This window comes from Mesorhizobium sp. CNPSo 4670, from assembly GCF_057784235.1.
On sequence record NZ_JBWJFQ010000013.1, the window covers coordinates 175148 to 192145 of the forward strand.

At 62.6% G+C, this 16998-nt stretch carries 11 protein-coding genes; 10 read left to right on the forward strand and 1 reads right to left on the reverse strand.

Going from position 1 to position 16998, the window contains the following annotated elements; all coding sequences use genetic code 11:
* Window positions 1–17 precede the first annotated feature (17 nt).
* The 9 genes from AC0ZT5_RS21800 to AC0ZT5_RS21840 all read left to right on the forward strand — a co-directional run bounded on the left by AC0ZT5_RS21800 (window position 18) and on the right by AC0ZT5_RS21840 (window position 13082).
* Complete coding sequence (locus AC0ZT5_RS21800; RefSeq protein ID WP_488498113.1) at window positions 18–4715, forward strand: YadA-like family protein; 4698 nt, start codon at window positions 18–20, stop codon at window positions 4713–4715.
* A gap of 7 nt (window positions 4716–4722) precedes the next feature.
* Entirely contained in the window at window positions 4723–5298 is a 576-nt protein-coding gene (locus tag AC0ZT5_RS21805; protein ID WP_488498114.1) for an invasion associated locus B family protein, read from the forward strand.
* A 13-nt stretch (window positions 5299–5311) separates the two neighbouring features.
* Window positions 5312–5980 carry a hypothetical protein gene (locus AC0ZT5_RS21810; protein ID WP_477291262.1) on the forward strand — a complete coding sequence of 223 codons (669 nt, stop codon included), beginning with the start codon at window positions 5312–5314 and terminating at the stop codon, window positions 5978–5980.
* A 147-nt stretch (window positions 5981–6127) separates the two neighbouring features.
* Window positions 6128–6607, forward strand: coding sequence for a DUF4189 domain-containing protein (locus tag AC0ZT5_RS21815; RefSeq protein ID WP_488498115.1), 480 nt, complete (start codon window positions 6128–6130; stop codon window positions 6605–6607).
* A complete protein-coding gene (locus AC0ZT5_RS21820) occupies window positions 6604–7137 on the forward strand; it encodes an invasion associated locus B family protein (protein WP_488498116.1) in 534 nt (177 codons plus the stop codon). The genes AC0ZT5_RS21815 and AC0ZT5_RS21820 overlap by 4 nt, the downstream gene beginning before the upstream one ends.
* Before the next feature lie 362 nt (window positions 7138–7499).
* Window positions 7500–8948, forward strand: a complete 1449-nt coding sequence (locus tag AC0ZT5_RS21825) for a TolC family protein (RefSeq protein ID WP_488498117.1) — start codon at window positions 7500–7502, stop codon at window positions 8946–8948.
* A gap of 39 nt (window positions 8949–8987) precedes the next feature.
* Window positions 8988–11120: a type I secretion system permease/ATPase gene (locus AC0ZT5_RS21830; RefSeq protein ID WP_488498118.1), complete on the forward strand. Its 2133-nt coding sequence runs from the start codon at window positions 8988–8990 to the stop codon at window positions 11118–11120.
* A gap of 41 nt (window positions 11121–11161) precedes the next feature.
* Entirely contained in the window at window positions 11162–12451 is a 1290-nt protein-coding gene (locus tag AC0ZT5_RS21835; RefSeq protein ID WP_477228084.1) for an HlyD family type I secretion periplasmic adaptor subunit, read from the forward strand.
* On the forward strand, window positions 12441–13082 hold the full coding sequence (locus tag AC0ZT5_RS21840; RefSeq protein ID WP_488498119.1) for a ribbon-helix-helix domain-containing protein: 642 nt from the start codon (window positions 12441–12443) through the stop codon (window positions 13080–13082). The genes AC0ZT5_RS21835 and AC0ZT5_RS21840 overlap by 11 nt, the downstream gene beginning before the upstream one ends.
* 106 nt (window positions 13083–13188) lie before the next feature.
* Here AC0ZT5_RS21840 and AC0ZT5_RS21845 read toward each other — a convergent pair whose 3' ends face one another.
* A complete protein-coding gene (locus tag AC0ZT5_RS21845) occupies window positions 13189–14133 on the reverse strand; it encodes a transglutaminase-like cysteine peptidase (protein WP_488498120.1) in 945 nt (314 codons plus the stop codon).
* A 363-nt stretch (window positions 14134–14496) separates the two neighbouring features.
* Between AC0ZT5_RS21845 and AC0ZT5_RS21850 the strand changes: the two genes are divergently transcribed.
* On the forward strand, window positions 14497–16998 hold a 2502-nt coding region (locus tag AC0ZT5_RS21850; protein ID WP_488498121.1), incomplete at its 3' end, for a beta strand repeat-containing protein.

Sequence of the window (16998 nt, forward strand, 5' to 3'; positions counted from 1 at the left end):
GCCAGCGGAGAGGGACCATGACCGACAATCTCATTTCGAACGGCTCGCTTGTTCAGCGTCGGGCAGGGCATTTCGCGGGGCACTGGATCGCGGGTGCCGATCACCGCTCCCGCTCGATCCGCCGCCGCCTGATGGCGGTCCTGCGCATGGCCTATCGCGTGCTCGGCATGCGCCGCAAGGGATCTGGACTCGGCATGCTCGGGATCGGCAAGGTGTTGGCGGCGGCGCTGGGTGCGATCGCATTGGGCGGCATCGCCACGCCGGCATCAGCACAGGTTTTCGGCGGCGGCGGCACGGCAAACGGAGTGCGCGGTATCGCGTTTGGATCCGGAGCCGTGCAAAACGGAGCCGATTCCATTGCTGAGGGCACCAATGCCAACGCGGGCGCCCAGAACGCCGTCGCGATCGGCTTCCAGTCGCTCGCCTCGCAGATCAACTCCATCTATCTTGGCTCGCGCACCGCCGCAGGAACGGGAGCGCTGGCTCAGAGCGCGATCGGCATCGGCACGGATGTGACGGCATCGCAAGCCGACGCCATCGGGATAGGGCGTTCATCCGTTTCGTCGGCACAATACTCGGTGGCTCTCGGCCTGCAAGCGAAGGCCACAGGCGCCGGCGGCGCGATGGCGCTAGGCTCAGGCACGGTCTCAAGCGGCGTCAATTCGGTTGCGCTCGGCGTCCAAGCCAGTGCCACAGGAGCCGGCGCCAACGCCTTGGGCACTTTCTCCGTTGCTTCGGGAGGGAACTCCACCGCCCTCGGCACCAGCTCCTTGGCTAGCGGTAACTTTTCGTTCGCCGGAGGCTGGGCATCTGTCGCCAACAAGGATAGTGCCGTTGCCTTGGGCAAATCGGCCAGCGCGACAGGGCTGAACGCGACAGCGCTCGGCTCCAGCACCAATGCTTCGGCCGATTTCGCATTGGCGCTGGGCAACCAGGCTGTGTCGAGCGGTATCGGCTCGGTCGCGGCTGGCTCGGGGTCCCAGGCCACCGGCGTATCCGCCACGGCGCTTGGCAACAACGCCGCGGCGACGGCTGCAAACGCAACCGCGCTGGGCCTGGGCGCCACTGCGAGCGGTGTAGACGGCACGGCGGTCGGCAAGCAAGCCAATGCGAGCGCGCAAGACGCCATCGCCATGGGCACTACGTCAATCGCGAGCGGCACCGCCAGCACGGCGGTTGGCAACACGGCCGTTGCCAGCGGCGCAAACGCCTCCTCATTCGGGTCCGGCGCGAAAGCGACAGGAGACAATTCTCTCGCTGCCGGCGTCAGCGCCAACGCCGGCGGAAGCGCCAGCACCGCTCTCGGCATCGGGACCGTCGCCAGCGCCGACAATTCCACTGCCGTCGGACGTGAATCCCGCGCCACCGGACTCAACAGTACCGCGCTCGGCCGCGGCGCCCAAAGCAGCGCCCTGAACTCCATCTCTCTCGGCGCTGGGACGAGGGCGTCCGGGATAGGCGCAGTCTATGTCGGCTCAAGCACTTTTGCAACGAGCGCCAGTGGAGACAACGCCATCGGCATTGGCACGGACGTAACGGCATCCGAGGACGACGCCATTGCAATGGGGCGCGACAGCCAGGCGACGGCAACCAACGCCATCGCGGTCGGTCTACAGTCCGCTGCGCTCTCCGCCGACTCCGTCGCCATCGGCACGGGCGCGACTGCCGATGGCGGCAAGGCCGTGGCCATCGGCGCCGGCAACACCGCCTATGGCGACGGCGCGGTAGCCATCGGCGATCCGAGCTACGCCAGTGGCACCGGCGCCTTCACCGGCGGCGCCAATAACATCGCCAACAGCGATGGCACGGCGAGCGCCACCGCGGCCAATATGGCGGCGGGCGCTGTCGCCATCGGCAACAACAACAAGGCGATCGGGCAGGGCTCTGTTGCGCTGGGCAACGGCTCGACTGCTGGTGCCGCCGGCCTCGCAGGCAATGTCGCGCTGGGCAATGGCGCGGCGGCTGCGGCGAGCTCCGGCGACGTGGCGCTTGGCTCCGGCTCGGTGACCGCCGTGGCGGTCGGTACGCCCAATGCGGTGATCAACGGCACGACCTATGCCTTCCAGGGCACCACGCCGACCTCGACGGTCAGCATCGGCGCGCCCGGTGCGGAACGGACGCTCACCAATCTGGCGGCAGGGCGGATCAGCGGCGCCTCGACGGATGCGGTCAACGGCTCGCAGCTCTTCGCCACCAACCAGGCGGTCGATGCCATCGGCGCCGTTGTCAACAACATCAATGTCGGCGGCGGCATCAAGTATTTCCATGCCAATTCGGCCCTGCCGGATTCCCTGGCCCTTGGAACGAATTCCGTCGCGGTCGGACCCAACGCCGTGGCCAACAATGCCGGCGATGTGGCGATCGGTCTGAATTCGACGTCAGGAGCAACGACCAATGTCGGCGGAGCCACGATTGGTGGCACCGCCTACACCTTCGCCGGCACCACGCCGGCCGGCGCCTTCTCGGTCGGTTCGGCTGGTGCGGAACGCCAGATCCAGAATGTCGCGGCAGGACAGTTGAACGGTAGCTCGACCGACGCGGTCAACGGCTCGCAGCTCTTCGCCACCAACCAGCAGGTGACGGCCAACACCACGGCCATTGCAAATATCGGCGGTTCGGTGACCAATCTTGGCAACACGATCAATAACATCGCCGGCGACACCTCCACCGCCTATACCGACGCCAATGGCGTGGGCATCCGCTACGCCCGCACCAACGAGACCGGATTGGCGAAAACCGATTCCTTCGCGCAAGGGGTCGGCTCCACCGCTGTCGGTTACCAGGCGACCGCAACGGGCGTCAGCGGGCTAGCTCTCGGCCGCGACAGCCAGGCCAGCATCGACGGCAGCGTCGCGCTTGGTTCCGGTTCGGTCTCCGATCGCGCACTGGCTCCGGCCACGGGCCAGATTGCGGCCGGTCCTTCCAACTTCATCCAATACAACACCACCGACAAGACACTCTTGGGCGCCGTTTCGGTCGGCACGTCCACCGCCTATCGTCAGATCACCAATGTGGCGGACGGCACCCAGGCTCAGGATGCCGTGACGATCCGCCAGTTGCAGGGCGCGATCGCATCGGTCTCGGTCACCTCGACGAAATATTTCCATGCCAATTCGGCGGCCGGCGACTCGCTCGCGGTCGGGGCCGAGTCGGTCGCTGTCGGCCCGACGACGGTCGTCAACGGCGACAATGGTATCGGCATGGGCAATGGGGCGATCGTCGACCAGACCGCACCCGGCGGCACGGCCATCGGCCAGAACGCTCATGTGATGCTGGCCGACGGCCTCGCGCTCGGCACCAATTCGACCGCCGCCGGTGTCCAGTCGGTGGCGCTCGGCGCCGGCGCCCAAAGCACGTTCGCCAACAGCGTCGCGCTGGGCGCCCAATCGGTCACAACTGTCGGTGCGCAGGCGAACTACACGGCCTATGCGCTGGCAAGCCCGCAGACCTCGGCCGGCGAGGTGTCGGTCGGCGCCGCCGGAGCCGAACGCAAACTGACCAATGTCGCCGCCGGCTCGGCCAACACCGACGCCGTCAACGTCTCCCAGCTTCGCGGCGTGTCGGAGAGCCTGGTCGATCAACTGGGCGGGACTTCGGTCGTCAATGGCGACGGGTCGATCACCGGACCGACGTACAAAATCCAGGGCAACAACTACACGACCGTCTATGACGGCTTCACGGCCGTCGACAACGCCTTGACCAACATCTCCAATGGCGGCGGCATCAAGTACTTCCATGCCAATTCGACATTGGCCGACTCTGCCGCCAGCGGCACCAACAGCGTCGCGATCGGGCCGGAGAGCGTGGCGACCGGCACCGACAGCCTTGCCGCCGGGCACGGCGCCACGGCAAGTGCGCGAGGCGCCGTGGCGCTCGGCCAGGGCGCCAAGGCCAACAACGCCAACGACGTGGCTCTCGGCTCCGGTTCGGTGACGCAGACCGCTGTCGGCACCTCCAGCACCACCATCAACGGCAAGACCTACGCCTATGCCGGGACGGCTCCGGCCGGAACCGTCAGCGTCGGCGCTGCCGGCGCCGAAAGGACGATCACCAATGTCGCCGCCGGACGCGTTTCCGCTGGCAGCACCGACGCGATAAACGGCTCCCAGCTCTTCGCCACGAACACAGCGATCGAGGATCTGAAAGACGGCGTCGGAAACCTCACCCAGAACGCGGTGGTGTATGACACCAATCCGGACGGCAGCAAGAAGAACAGTATCACGCTGCAGGGCGGAGACGTCAACGCGCCGGTGGTCATCTCGAATGTCGGTCCCGGTGTCGCCGGCACCGATGCGGTCAATGTCAACCAGTTGAACAAGGGCATAACCGAGACCAAGAGCTATACCGACAACCGTGTGGCCTACGCCATCGATGCATCCAACGACTACACCGACAAAGTGGCCGTCACGACCTTGCAGCAGGCCAATGATTACACCGACCAGAAGCTCAGCCAGCTCAATCAGGACATCAGCGGCATACGTGACGAGGCACGGCAGGCGGCCGCCATCGGGCTCGCCGCTGCCTCGCTGCGCTACGATGACCGTCCCGGAAAGCTGAGCGTCGCGGCGGGTGGCGGCTTCTGGCGGGACGCCGGCGCCTTTGCCTTCGGCGCGGGCTACACCAGCGAAGACGGCCGCATCCGCGGCAACCTGTCCGGTACGGCCGCGGGTGGCCATGTCGGTGTCGGCGCCGGCCTCAGCTTCACACTGAACTGAGGCGGGAATGAACAGGCAAACCAGCCTTACCCGCTTTGCCGTGCTGACTTGCCTAGCGCTCTGCGGCGGGCTCGCGCCGGCTGTCGGGCAGGTTGCCTCGCAATACAGGATCAAGCCCTCGGATGTGATGGTGCCTCCCGACGTCAAGCTGGGGGACTACCAGCGCACCATCCGTCCCTTCGAAAACTGGACACTGATCTGCGACGAGAACCTCAAAGCCGGCAAGAAGGTCTGCAATGTCTCGCAGGTCATCGAGGACACGTCCGGCAAGATGGCCTTCAGCTGGTCGCTGGCCGCCACGCAGGACGGCAAGCCGTACATGATCCTGCGCACCGCGCCGAACGCCAGGAGCGACGGCCTGGTGTCGCTGAAGTTCGAGGGGCGGAACCAGGCGATCGACGTTCACCTGAACGGCTGCAACGAAATGGTCTGTGTCGGGATGTTGCCGGTGGGACCCGTCATGCGCCAACAGATCTCGCAGAATGCGACGCCGGCGATCTCGTACTCGACCGTCGACGGCCAGACGATCACCGTGACCGCAACACTCAAGGGGCTGACAGACGCCCTTTCGCCAGTCAAGTAACCGGGGCAGCACCATGAGCCAGCAGGACCAGTTGTCGTCCGCAAAACGCAGCGACCCGACCGTCGAGGCGGATCGGCACAGACTCGTCGAACCCGCGCGGCGGCGGTGGCCTCGCCTCGTCGGATTTTCACTGTTGGGGCTGGTCGTGGCGGGCCTTGGCTTTGCCGCCGGGAACTATGCCGCGATCGCCAACCTGGTCGGCAGCGCGACGGCCGCGCAGCCTGAGACAGCCAACCCGGCGCTTCCGGACACTCCCTTCCTGCAGCACGTCAAGCAAGCCGGCGTGCAGGCCTGTTCGACCATCTTTCCGGTGCTCGGACAGATTTTGACGACCGGCACGAAATACAGCGTCAAATCATTGTGGAACGACCAGGCTGCCGACAAACACGCCGTCCAGGCGTTTGTCGGCATGGACTATGCGACGGAACGATATAGCGGGCCGGCCGCCGGCGTCGTCTTCGCATCGCCCACCGCTTCGGGTTGCGAAGGGGCGATGGTGCGGGTGGCGCCGTTCGCCAGCCCCTGTACCGACATCCCGTCCATTCTTCCGCGAGGCAGCAAGATCACCGACCACCTCGGCCAGGTCGAGGTCTACGAGCTTGGCGGCAACGCGGGGGAAGCCCTTCTCCTGCCGACAGGCAACAGTTGCGTGGTGATCTCCGTCGCTTCTGCGGCGAAGTGAGAAGGCGAAGCCGATGGCACCAAAGCGCGTCGCGTTGAAACGGATTCGGGCGCCGCGCTTTAGGTCTTTGTTTTTATGCATGTCGTTGTCCCAAAACCGGGGCCACTTTTGGGCAACATGCATTAACCCTGCGGAGGATTGCTGACGATGAGATCGGGACCTGTGGCTGCTGTGCTTGGCATTGCCTTGCTCTGGACCGGGCAAGTCATCTCTGCCGATCTGACGGAAGGGCCGCCGGAGCCGCCGGCTCCGCCACCTCAGCAGGAAAAAGGCATCTGGGCGGCGATCGCCTATTCCAGTGCCGATGTCAAATACGGCTTCTTCTGGGGCGCCGACAAGCGGCAAGAGGCGTCGGACATCGCGCTCAAGCATTGCGAGAACGCGGGCGGACAGAACTGCACCGTCGTCGCCGTGTTCCGCAATCACCGCCATTGGGATGACGATGACCAGACCGGCTTTCCTTACAATCACTGCGGTGCCCTGGCCGTGGCCGAGAAGGCAGCCGACCGGCTCACGCCGTGGGGCGCAAAGTCTGCCCAGACCCGCCGGGACGCGGAAGACCTCGCCTTGCAGGCCTGCCAGGCGGCAGGAGACAAATGCAAGATCCGCGAGTGGGTCTGTACATGAAGCGTGGCCTCAAGGCCGTCTTGGCATGCGGGGCAGTCCTATTCTCTTTGATGTCGCCTGCGTCGGCGCAGCAAAAGGCGGCTCTTCCAGATGGACCGTCGTTCCTGCGCGAAGTCTTCCAGGACTGGAGCGTTGCCTGCTCCGTTCGGGAGAATGCAAAGACCTGTTCGCTTTCGCAGGACCAGGTTCAGCAGAACGGCCAAAGGCTTCTTGCCGTGGAGGTTCAGAGACGTGCGGATGGTTCTGCAACGGCCACCCTGCTTCTGCCCTTCGGCATATTGCTCGATGCGGGCATAACGCCCCAGATCGACGATCAGCCGCCATTGTCCCAGCAGCGGTTCAGGACCTGCCTGCCGACGGGTTGCCTCGCGGTGTTTTCCTTTGATCCGCCGACGCTTGCAAAGATGAGAAAAGGCACGGTGCTGAAGCTCAATGTCACGACGGATGCGGAGACCCAGCTGACATTTCCGGTGTCGCTTGGCGGCCTGACCGCGGCGCTCGACCGCATGGCTGCGCTAAGCGCACGTTGAGAAACGCAGTCCGTTCACTCAATCCGTGATCCCCTGAAAAATTTACTGTAACCGCGATCTGCCTTTGGTTCAGTCGCAAAAAGCGGCTATCCAGGGTTGATTCTGCCCGCATTGGTCCACCGCCTTCTTTTTTGTCCTTTTCCCGACTTGGCAGCGTCCGGATACAATCGCAGGGAGTCTGTGCTTATGTGCCATTTTTGCTACATTTAACAATCTTGTGGCCTGAATCATCGATTTAGCAGGAGCTAATTCAATAATTCCTCACACATTTCGTGAAACTGTGGATAGTTCTCGGAGGCAGGCCTTGGCTTGGTGTAGCGCTTGTGGCTAAGGGTGCTGGGGGAAACGTTAGGGTGGGTTATATGAATAAGACAAGCATCTCGGCCGTCGGCAAGCGCCTTGGTCTTTTGATGGCGGCTACAATGCTGACCTGCGCGAGTGCTCATGCCCTCACGCTCAAGGAGGCGATGGCTGTTGCTGTGGAATCCAATCCCGAGATTGGACAGGCAATCGAAAACCGCGAAGCAATCGAGTTCGAGTTGAGGCAGGCCAAGGGCCTTTATCTTCCCAGTGTCGATGTCGAGGCATCGGCCGGAGTTCGTCGCCTCGACAATTCGTCCCGGCGCTCACTGTCGATAGAGGACGATTCGCTCTATCCGGCAGAAGCGGATCTGGTGGTTACACAGAAGCTATTCGACAGCGGAGCGCGGCGGGCGGAATTGAACCGCCAGGCATCGCGGGTCGACGGGGCGTCCTTCCGGGTCCTGGAGCGCTCGGAATTCATCGGGCTGTCGGTCGTCCAAGACTACCTTGAATACATGCTGCAGGCTTCGATCGTCGCCGAAGCCAAGAAGAACCTGGGCTTCCATCAGGCGATACTCGGCGACATCCGGCAAGGCATCTCGGGCGGGGCGCTGAACGAGGCCGACCGGCAGCAGGCCGAAGAGCGTCTGTTCGCGGCCAAGGCACGCATGCAGGAGGCGACCGAAGAACTGGAAGCCTCCAAGATCCGGTTCTTCAAGACCGTCGGCAAACCGCTAGTCGATGCATCGCGGCCTGGCGATGTCGCCGCCGCACTGCCGCGGTCACTCGATGATGCGCTGGGCCTGGCACGACAGAACAATCCTCGCGTTCACATGGCCACCAGCGATATCGCCGCTGCTGCTTCCCAGGTGGATGCGGCCCGGGCGAAATATGGCCCCGAAGTCCTGGCCGAAGGCCGTGCCAGGGGAGGGTATGACATTGACGGCGACAATGGCGACGCCAGTGACCTGCAGGCGCGTCTGGTGCTGCGCTGGAACCTTTATCGAGGCGGCATAGACAAGGCCAATGAACAGGAGCAGATCCGCCGTGCCAGCGAACAGCGGCTTGCCTATCACCAGGTCTTGCGTGAAATCGAGGAGGCTGTCCGCACGTCATGGGATCGCCGCTTCCGGCAAGCCGACCTGGCAAAGACGCTCAGGCTGCAGGCCGCGTCCAGTGAAAAGCTGGTTTCGTCCTACCGCGAGCAATTCAAGGTAGGGCAACGATCGCTGCTCGACGTGCTCGATGCGCAGAATACGCGGTTCAACACGGCAACGCTGGCGGACACAGCATCCTATGCGTCGTTGTTCGCCCAATACCGGCTTCTGGCCGCGACAGGTCAATTGCTGAAAACGATGGGTCTTCAGCCGGCAAAGCAAGCGACGGCCTATGCACGATCCGAGTTCAACGCACCAGAAACCGCGGACACTGAGACCTATGCGCGGACGCCATCGGAGCAGAAGAACGACCTGCCTTTCGATATCCTTGCGCCAGTGAGGAAGAAGTAGGACGGTGCAGGGTCCAGCGAGGGTCCTTACGGGCATATCGTGAACCAGCAACCCAACATCTTCTCCCCCAAGGAGGCATTCAAAGCCTGCTTTTCAGCGGTCGCCGGCTATCTTGGCAGGCCGAGCGCCGAGACAGTGCTGTTTGCCGGGGTGCCGATTTCAGAGACGCGAATTGAGGTAGAGGATATTCGGCATCTTGCCGAGCGCATCGGCCTCGAGGTCAAGGATGTCAGTCATCGCGATTTCCTGCGCGGACGCGTCGATCTGCCCGCCATTCTGTTTCGCGCCAGTCAACTGCCTGTTGCCCTGCTCGCGGAGATTGAACCCGGCGAATACCTGACCGCGCCCCAGGAGGACGGCCGCACCTCGATCAGCAGATCCGAGCTGGCTGCTAGCTATATCAGCGGCGGCGCGTCCTTCTCGATCACCTACGCCAATGCCACCGAGGCGATGAAGGTCGGCTCGGCGCAGAAGATCGAAAGGCGCCATTGGCTGACGGGGACGATGGGCGCCTTCTGGCGCACCTATTCGAAAGTCGTCCTTGCAGCGATATTCATCAATGTTCTGGCCATCGCCTCACCCATCTTCACGATGAACGTCTACGATAGGATCCTGCCGAACAAGGCAATATCCACACTGTGGGTTCTGGCCATCGGCATCGGTGCCGTCATCCTGTTCGATCTGCTTCTGAAGACGGCCAGGGCCTCCCTCATCGACTATGCCGGGCGCAAGGCGGATATTCGGATATCGTATCTTCTGTTCGAAAAAGTGCTGAACTCGTCACTGTCGGCGCGTCCCGGCTCGACCGGCGAATACGCAAACCGGGTCACGCAATATGAGTTCGTCAGAGAGTTCTTCACCTCGAACACCATCAGCGTGTTCATCGACACGGCATTCGTCTTCGTCTTTCTTCTCGTCATCTATGCGATAGGCGGCTGGCTGGTGATCATACCGGCGCTGGCCTTTGTGATGTCCGTCATCGTCGGCTTGATTACCCAGCGCCGCATCGGCAAGCGCGTCGCCGCCTCGATGAACGAAGCTTCGCAACGCCAGGCCCTGCTGGTCGAATCCATCTCCACGCTGGAGACGATCAAATCGCTGCGCGCCGAGGCGTATCTGCTGCGAAAATGGGGAGAGCACTCCAAGAACGCCGCCAACACGTCCGAGAAGATCAAGCAGCTCTCGGCGGCGGCAGGCAACATAACCCAGTCGATACAACAGCTGGTGACCGTCGCTCTGGTGGTGGCCGGCGCTTACGCCTTCTCGGAAGGGCATGTTTCGACAGGAGCAATCATAGGAACGGTCATGCTGGCGAGCAGGGCGGTGGCGCCGCTCGGCCAGATCGCCATCACGCTGTCCCGATTTCGCCAGGCTATGCTCTCGTTGAGGATGGTGAACTCGATCATGGATCAGCCGGAGGACCGGCCGGACACGGTGGGTTTCGTCAACCGCCCCATTCGCAACGGGGCGATGGCGTTCAGGAATGTCGGGTTTGTCTATCCCGGTTCGGAAAACGAGGTTTTGACCGGTCTGAATTTCACGGTGAAGCCGGGCGAGCGGATCGGCATCATCGGTCGCATAGGATCGGGAAAGACGACGATGGGTCGGCTGGTCGGCAGGCTGTTCCTGCCAACCTCCGGTGAGCTGCTGCTGGATGGGATCGATATTCGCCAGTATCACCCGTCAGAGGTTCGGGCCGCTGTCGGCATCGTTGCGCAGGCCGGCGATCTGTTCTCGGGCACGATCAAGGAAAATCTCCTGATGGCATGCCCGGAGGCTACCGATGAGCAAATCATCGAAGCGGCAAAGGCGGCTGGCGTCGACGATTTCGTCTCACGCCATCCGCGTGGTTACGACATGAATGTCGGCGAGCGTGGCACCAATCTTTCAGGCGGCCAGAGGCAGACAGTGGCGATCGCACGCCTGCTGCTGACCAAGCCGAAGATCGTCTTCCTGGATGAACCATCGGGCTCGATGGATCTCGCATCGGAACGCCAATTGATAAAGCAGCTCAAGGTCGCCTTTGACCGCGACACAACGCTGATCGTGTCCACACATCGCTTCAGCATGCTTGAACTGGCCGATCGCCTGATCGTTATCGAGCAGGGCAAGATCGTTGCTGACGGACCGAAGGACCAGGTTATACAGGCGTTGCAGAAAACAAGCGCTTGATCGAACAAATTGAATGCATCCAATGCGTTGGGGCGTAGGAAATGCTTGCCAGGGAAGATCGGCCGCCGCTCTTTGCGTCGGCGTCCATATTCATCATAGGAGCGCTTTTCGTTGTATTTGTCGCCTGGGCAGCCTTTGCCGAAGTCGATGAGATCGCGCGGGGAGACGGCAAGGTGATACCCGCTTCCAAGACCCAGATCATTCAGGCGAGTGAAGCCGGTGTCGTCCAGGAAATCGCAGTGACGATTGGCCAGGTCGTGAAGAAGAATGATCTCATCATCCGCCTCGACAACACGCTCAACACCTCCAGCCTTGGTGAGCAGCAGGCCAAGGCGCGAGCCCTGCAGGCGCGCATTGCGCGGCTCCAGTTCGAGCAGAGCGGCAATCTCGAAGGCGCATTTCCCTGTCCGCCCGAGATCCAGAAGGCAGCGCCGGAAATCTGCGAAAACGAGCAGAAGCTGCTCGTCGCGCGCCGCGAAAACTTCGAAGTCAAGCTGTCGGTTCTCAAGTCGCGCCTCGATCAGCGCCAGAATGAATTGGACGAAGCCACCGCCAATCTCGATCGCCTCACCAAGAACCTGGCCGTTAGCGACCAGGAAAAGGAGCTGGTCGATTCCATGGTCAAGAAGGGGCTGATGGCGAGGACTGAGCAGATCCGCGTCGAGCGTGAGCATACCGAACTGCAAGGGCAGTTGAACCTTGCCGGTGAAACCATCAAGAAAACCAAGGGGGCTATCACGGAAGCCCAGCTTCAGGTCGACGAGCTCGGCCTGCAGTTGCAGCAGGAAGCTCTGAGCGACCTGACCGAGGCGCTGGCCGATCTCTCGGTGGTGGATGAGACCATACGTGGCGCCACCGACAAGGTCGCGCGCACGGATATCCGGTCTCCGGTGGATGGGATTGTCAACACGCTGGAGCTGAACACGGTCGGCGCCTTCGTCCAGCCTGGCGCGGTCGTGGCCGGCATCGTCCCGACCTCCGAGACCCTTCTGGTCGAGGCGCGGGTTTCACCGCGAGATGTTGCCTTCATCCGGCCGGACCAGGACGCGCTTATCAAAGTCACCGCCTACGATTTCTCGATCTTCGGGGGCATCGAAGGCAAGGTCTCCAATATCACAGCCGACAGTCTGGTCGACCAGAAGACAGGCGAGCCCTACTACCAAGTGCGCGTGTCCACGGACAAATCGACACTCGAAAGAGACGGCAAGGCCTATTCGATCATCCCGGGCATGATATGTTCCGTCGACATCAAGACCGGGCGCAAGACGATCCTGAATTATCTGTTGAAGCCGATCAACAAGGCACGTCAGGAGGCGATGAGTGAGCGGTAGCGCCAGCTCTCCTCTTCCGGGTCACGAGCGGCTGCTGCCTCCTGTCACGGCTGAGGATTTTGGGCTGGAATTTCGGGTTGTGGCACGCGGCGGCGTACGACGCGGCATCCGTTTGGAACGGGCTTTCTGGGTCTCGCTGAAGCAGATGGCCGAAAGCAGGAAGTGCACGATCGGCATGCTCATCGATGAGATCGCCGAAAGCCAGGCACAGACAGGCAACCTGACATCTGCGATCAGGGTGGCCTGTATGCGTGGTTTGGGGGAAGAAAACCTAACCTTGCGAAGGCTTGCGTCGATCAACACCATCAACGCCATAGTGGTCGCCTGCCCGTCGCCAGCCTTTGCCTTGGCATCGTCGAAGAAGATCCTGACGTTCAACGCGCCGTTCCAGCAACTGGTCAAGCGTCAATTGCCGATAGCTCCAAACGACGATGCGCGCCATGACCTCAAGCTGGCGCTGGACCTCAATGTCGCCGACATATTCGCGCGGCTCGACGCCAATGGCCAAGCGCCGGTGGCTACGGGCTTTGTCATCGGCGCCGGTGAACGTCGATACCGGGGTCAATTGAATGTCGTGCGGGCCCCGGTGGTCGAGCCGGAATTGTTGATGGCGTTCGTCTTCGGCGGCTGAGGCGCGTCACGTTGACCCGGATTCAGCCGATGCGCTCACGATCTAGTTTTCATGCAAACCGTTGTCCCAAAATCACTTTTGGCGACATGTGATCTTGCCGGAAAATCTATGGCTGAACGCCTTCGCCGGGCGCAACGGTCGCGAAGCCGCCCTTGATCTCAGCCATCTGGGCTGCGCCCGGTTTCGAGCCGTGGATCCAGGCCCGGTCCGTGCTGAACGAATAGAGCGGAACGTAGTCGGGAAGATCGCTGTCGCGTACGACGGTGTTGCTGAGGCTGTCGAGAATGAAGGTGCCGCTGCCTGTGCTCACCGACAGCACCGCGTGAAAGAAGCCTCGCTTGCGGTCCTGGAGAACAACGAGCGCCATGCTTTGCGTTGGAATGCCGGCCCTTAGCAGAGCCGTCATCTTGAGGATGGCAAAATCCTCGCAGTCGCCGGCTCGCCGTTCGAGAATTTCCGATGGCTTTGCCCAATAGTCGAGTTTGCCGTAGACGACGCTGTCTTTCCGGTAGGCAATCAGGTGATTTACGCTGCTGTTGACGAAGGATAGTTTCTCGCTGAACCCCTTGGCCTGGGCAGCGGAGACCATGCTGGCAAAGGCTGCACTCTTGCGCTCGCAGGCGCTGCCTGCCGAGCAGCTGGTGATTGCCTGGTAGACGGGTGCCCAACGAGCCGAGACGGGGAAATTGCGCATGGACAAGGCAACCGATCCGAATACGCCGGGAATGATCGATGCCGTCTGCACCGGATCTATCCCGGCATCAGCGCGCGCCGTCGACGAGCCATCCCCGCGATCAGCAAATGCCGGCCCGTAGCTGCCGAAAACCATGCTGATCCGGTAAGGAGCCGCAGGCTGCCAGGGCTGCGGCCTCGCCAGCGAAACACCGCCGAGATAGGGCGGCGTCAGGACCCTTTCCAGAGGCGTGCCGGTAGCGGCAGCCTCCCCGGAAACGGCATTTGCGAATGAAGGTCCTGCCAGGCCGACAAGGCCGATTGCCAGCAGGAGCACCTTGAGCCCGGTTTTTCCCAGGACTGATTTTTCTTTTTTCATAACGCCCACCTTTGACTGTGGACGCTACCAATCTTGTCTCAAATTATTGGAAATGAAGGTAGATAACTTTACGGCAAGTGGCTTTGTCTATTTTACCTAAAATTTTATTCGTTTTTATACTTCTATTTACCAAGAGACCGGGTCAAGCCTCCGCCGAGCGAGCTACGCAGAAGCCGGCATATATCAGGTTATATGTTCGAGGTTTACCAACGTGTAAAAAATGCTGTGGCAAGCATATCGGAGTATATGAAATAGATTGCGGGGCAGTTGCAAAGCAGAAGTGGCCAATGTCTCTTGCCGGGAAATGTCGGAGGGGTTTCAGCAATGATCACCAATAATGAGTTGGACAGTTCTTCGGGTTCCTTGAACGAACATTCCGCGTCCAGCGAACACAATGGTCAGGCATCGCCGGGAGAAATCCTGGTCGCCCAAGCAACTTCGACCCAGCAGCCCGCGCCGGCAGCGGCCGAACCGGTGCCGGTCGATGTTGGCGGAGCGCCCGTCAGGCCGGAAGCGCCGGCGACAGCGAACGCACCCGCAGCGACGGCACCCCATGAATATGTGGCTGACGCCAGCAACATCGTGAAACTTCCGTCCAACGTTTCCATCGACAACATCAAGGTCGACGGCCACAACCTTGTGCTCCAGCAGGCCGACGGCTCGGTGATCGTGATCAAGGACGGCGCCTTGAACGTGCCGACCTTCGTCATTGGCGACGTCGAGGTGCCGCGCGTTGCGTTGCTGGCCGCGCTCGAGGCAAGCCATGTCGACGTTGCCTTCGGCGCCGACGGTTCCATGTCGGCCGGCCCCGGCGGTTCGCCACCCAGTGCAGGCGGGAATTTCGAAATCCCCCCCGGCGGCATCGGTGACGGGTTCGGCCTTTCGGCCCTGTTGCCCCCGACAGACCTGCAGTTCGGGTTGCTGGACCGGCGCGAGCTGACGATTGGCGTTGCGGAAAAGGAAGACTCCACCCCCTCGATCGACCTCATCGGATCGGCAACAGTCAACGAGGCCGGCCTCCCGGCGCGTGGCGGCGAGCCTGCCGGCTCGGACGCGTCCGCGTCGTCGGAGACGACCTCGGGCAACATCGGCTTCACCTCGCCTGACGGCGTGTCGGTGGTTTCGCTCGACGGCCATGTGCTGAGCGGTGTGGCTCAGACCTTCACCGATGGGACCGGCTCGCTAACGGCGAGCTATGTCTTCGATGCGGCGACCGGCATCGGCACCATCCACTACACCTACACGCTTCTCGACAACACCTCTGGCAACGCCACCAATGTGAGCTTCCCGGTCGCGGTGACGGATGCAAATGGCAATCCGGCCCCGGGCGGCAATCTGGTCATCAACATCATCGATGACGCACCGACGGCAGTTGCCGACACCGACGCGGTGGCGGCGGGTTCGCACGCGCCGATAGGCGGCAATGTGATCAGCGGCGCTGGCAGCGACGGCAATGCGGCAGGCGCCGACACCAAGGGCGCCGATGACGCGAAGGTTGCGGGCGTTGCCGCCGGCACGACCAATGCCGATCTGGACAGCGGGGTCACACTGAACACGCCGATCCATGGCGCCTATGGCACGCTGACGCTGCAGGCGGACGGCTCCTACACCTATGTGCGCGATGCCGGCACGCCTGGCGGCGTCCACGACGTGTTCACCTATACGATCAAGGATGGCGACGGAGACCTGTCGCACACGACGTTGACGATCTCGATCGGCAATTCGACACCGACGATCAGCGACCTAACGCCGGCGGCCGGTGGCGGCGACGTCATCGTCAACGAAAATGACCTGCTGGCCAACCGTGGATCCGGTGAGTCGGACGGCTCCGACACTGCCAAGGAAAGCACCACACAAGGCGGCACCTTCGCCATTTCCTCGCCCGACGGCATCGCCTCGCTGGCGATCGACGGCCACAATTTCATCACCAATGGCGTGTTCACGGCTGGCTCGTTCACGACGGCGCTGGGCAACACGTTGACGGTGACGGCGTACGACACCGCGACCGGTCAGGTGAGCTACACCTACACGCTCCTCGACAATGAGGCGCATCCCGCCGTCCAGGGCACCAACAGCCTGTTCGAGAACTTCACTGTCACGCTCACCGACCAGGACGCGCAGAGCGTCAACGGCACGCTGTCGGTCAACATCGTCGACGATGTGCCGACGGCCACGACCGAGGCCTCGCAGAATGTCGCCGAGGGCACGACGGTGACCGGCACGCTGGACTTCGTTGCTGGCGCCGACGGCGCGACAGTGACGCATATCGGCGCCACGGCTCTGGTGTTCGGCCAAGACGGCTACTCGCAGGCGATCGACATCGGCGACGGCTCGATCAAGGTCATGGCTGACGGCCACTACTCGTTCACCGCCGACAATCCGGTCATTGGCGCGGGTGCGGCTTCGGCGACCTACACGGTGACGGACGGGGACGGCGACACGGCGACGGCCGGCATCAGCTTTGCGGTGACGGACGCCAACGTTCCGACGACCGGCACGGCCGCGGCGGCGGTTGACGACGACGGCCTTGCCGGCGGCAATGCGGCGAGCACGACAGGCGACATCAACGCCAATGCGGGCGAGGTTCCGCTGAGCGCCAGCGAGGCGGTCTACAACGGCACGCTGGGCGGCAGCGTCGGCGGCGACGGCGCCGGTTCCAACGGCTTCTCGTTCGCGACGCTGAACGGCACCAACGGGACGGTCGGCCAGGAGAATGTCACCTACAGCTGGAACGCCGGCACCGACACGCTGACGGCGACGGGCCCGCGCGGCGATCTGTTCACGGTGCATGTGACCGATCCGGCCACCGGCGCCTATACGGTGACGCTGCTCGACAACGTGCTCCAGGCCCAGGGCCCGAACAAC

Excerpts from the sequence above, each read along its gene's own strand:
- AC0ZT5_RS21800 (WP_488498113.1), top strand. The coding sequence starts at position 18 with ATGACCGACAATCTCATTTCGAACGGCTCGCTTGTTCAGCGTCGGGCA.
- AC0ZT5_RS21805 (WP_488498114.1), top strand. The coding sequence starts at position 4,723 with ATGAACAGGCAAACCAGCCTTACCCGCTTTGCCGTGCTGACTTGCCTA.
- AC0ZT5_RS21810 (WP_477291262.1), top strand. The coding sequence starts at position 5,312 with ATGAGCCAGCAGGACCAGTTGTCGTCCGCAAAACGCAGCGACCCGACC.
- AC0ZT5_RS21815 (WP_488498115.1), top strand. The coding sequence starts at position 6,128 with ATGAGATCGGGACCTGTGGCTGCTGTGCTTGGCATTGCCTTGCTCTGG.
- AC0ZT5_RS21820 (WP_488498116.1), top strand. The coding sequence starts at position 6,604 with ATGAAGCGTGGCCTCAAGGCCGTCTTGGCATGCGGGGCAGTCCTATTC.
- AC0ZT5_RS21825 (WP_488498117.1), top strand. The coding sequence starts at position 7,500 with ATGAATAAGACAAGCATCTCGGCCGTCGGCAAGCGCCTTGGTCTTTTG.
- AC0ZT5_RS21835 (WP_477228084.1), top strand. The coding sequence starts at position 11,162 with ATGCTTGCCAGGGAAGATCGGCCGCCGCTCTTTGCGTCGGCGTCCATA.
- AC0ZT5_RS21845 (WP_488498120.1), bottom strand. The coding sequence starts at position 14,133 with ATGAAAAAAGAAAAATCAGTCCTGGGAAAAACCGGGCTCAAGGTGCTC.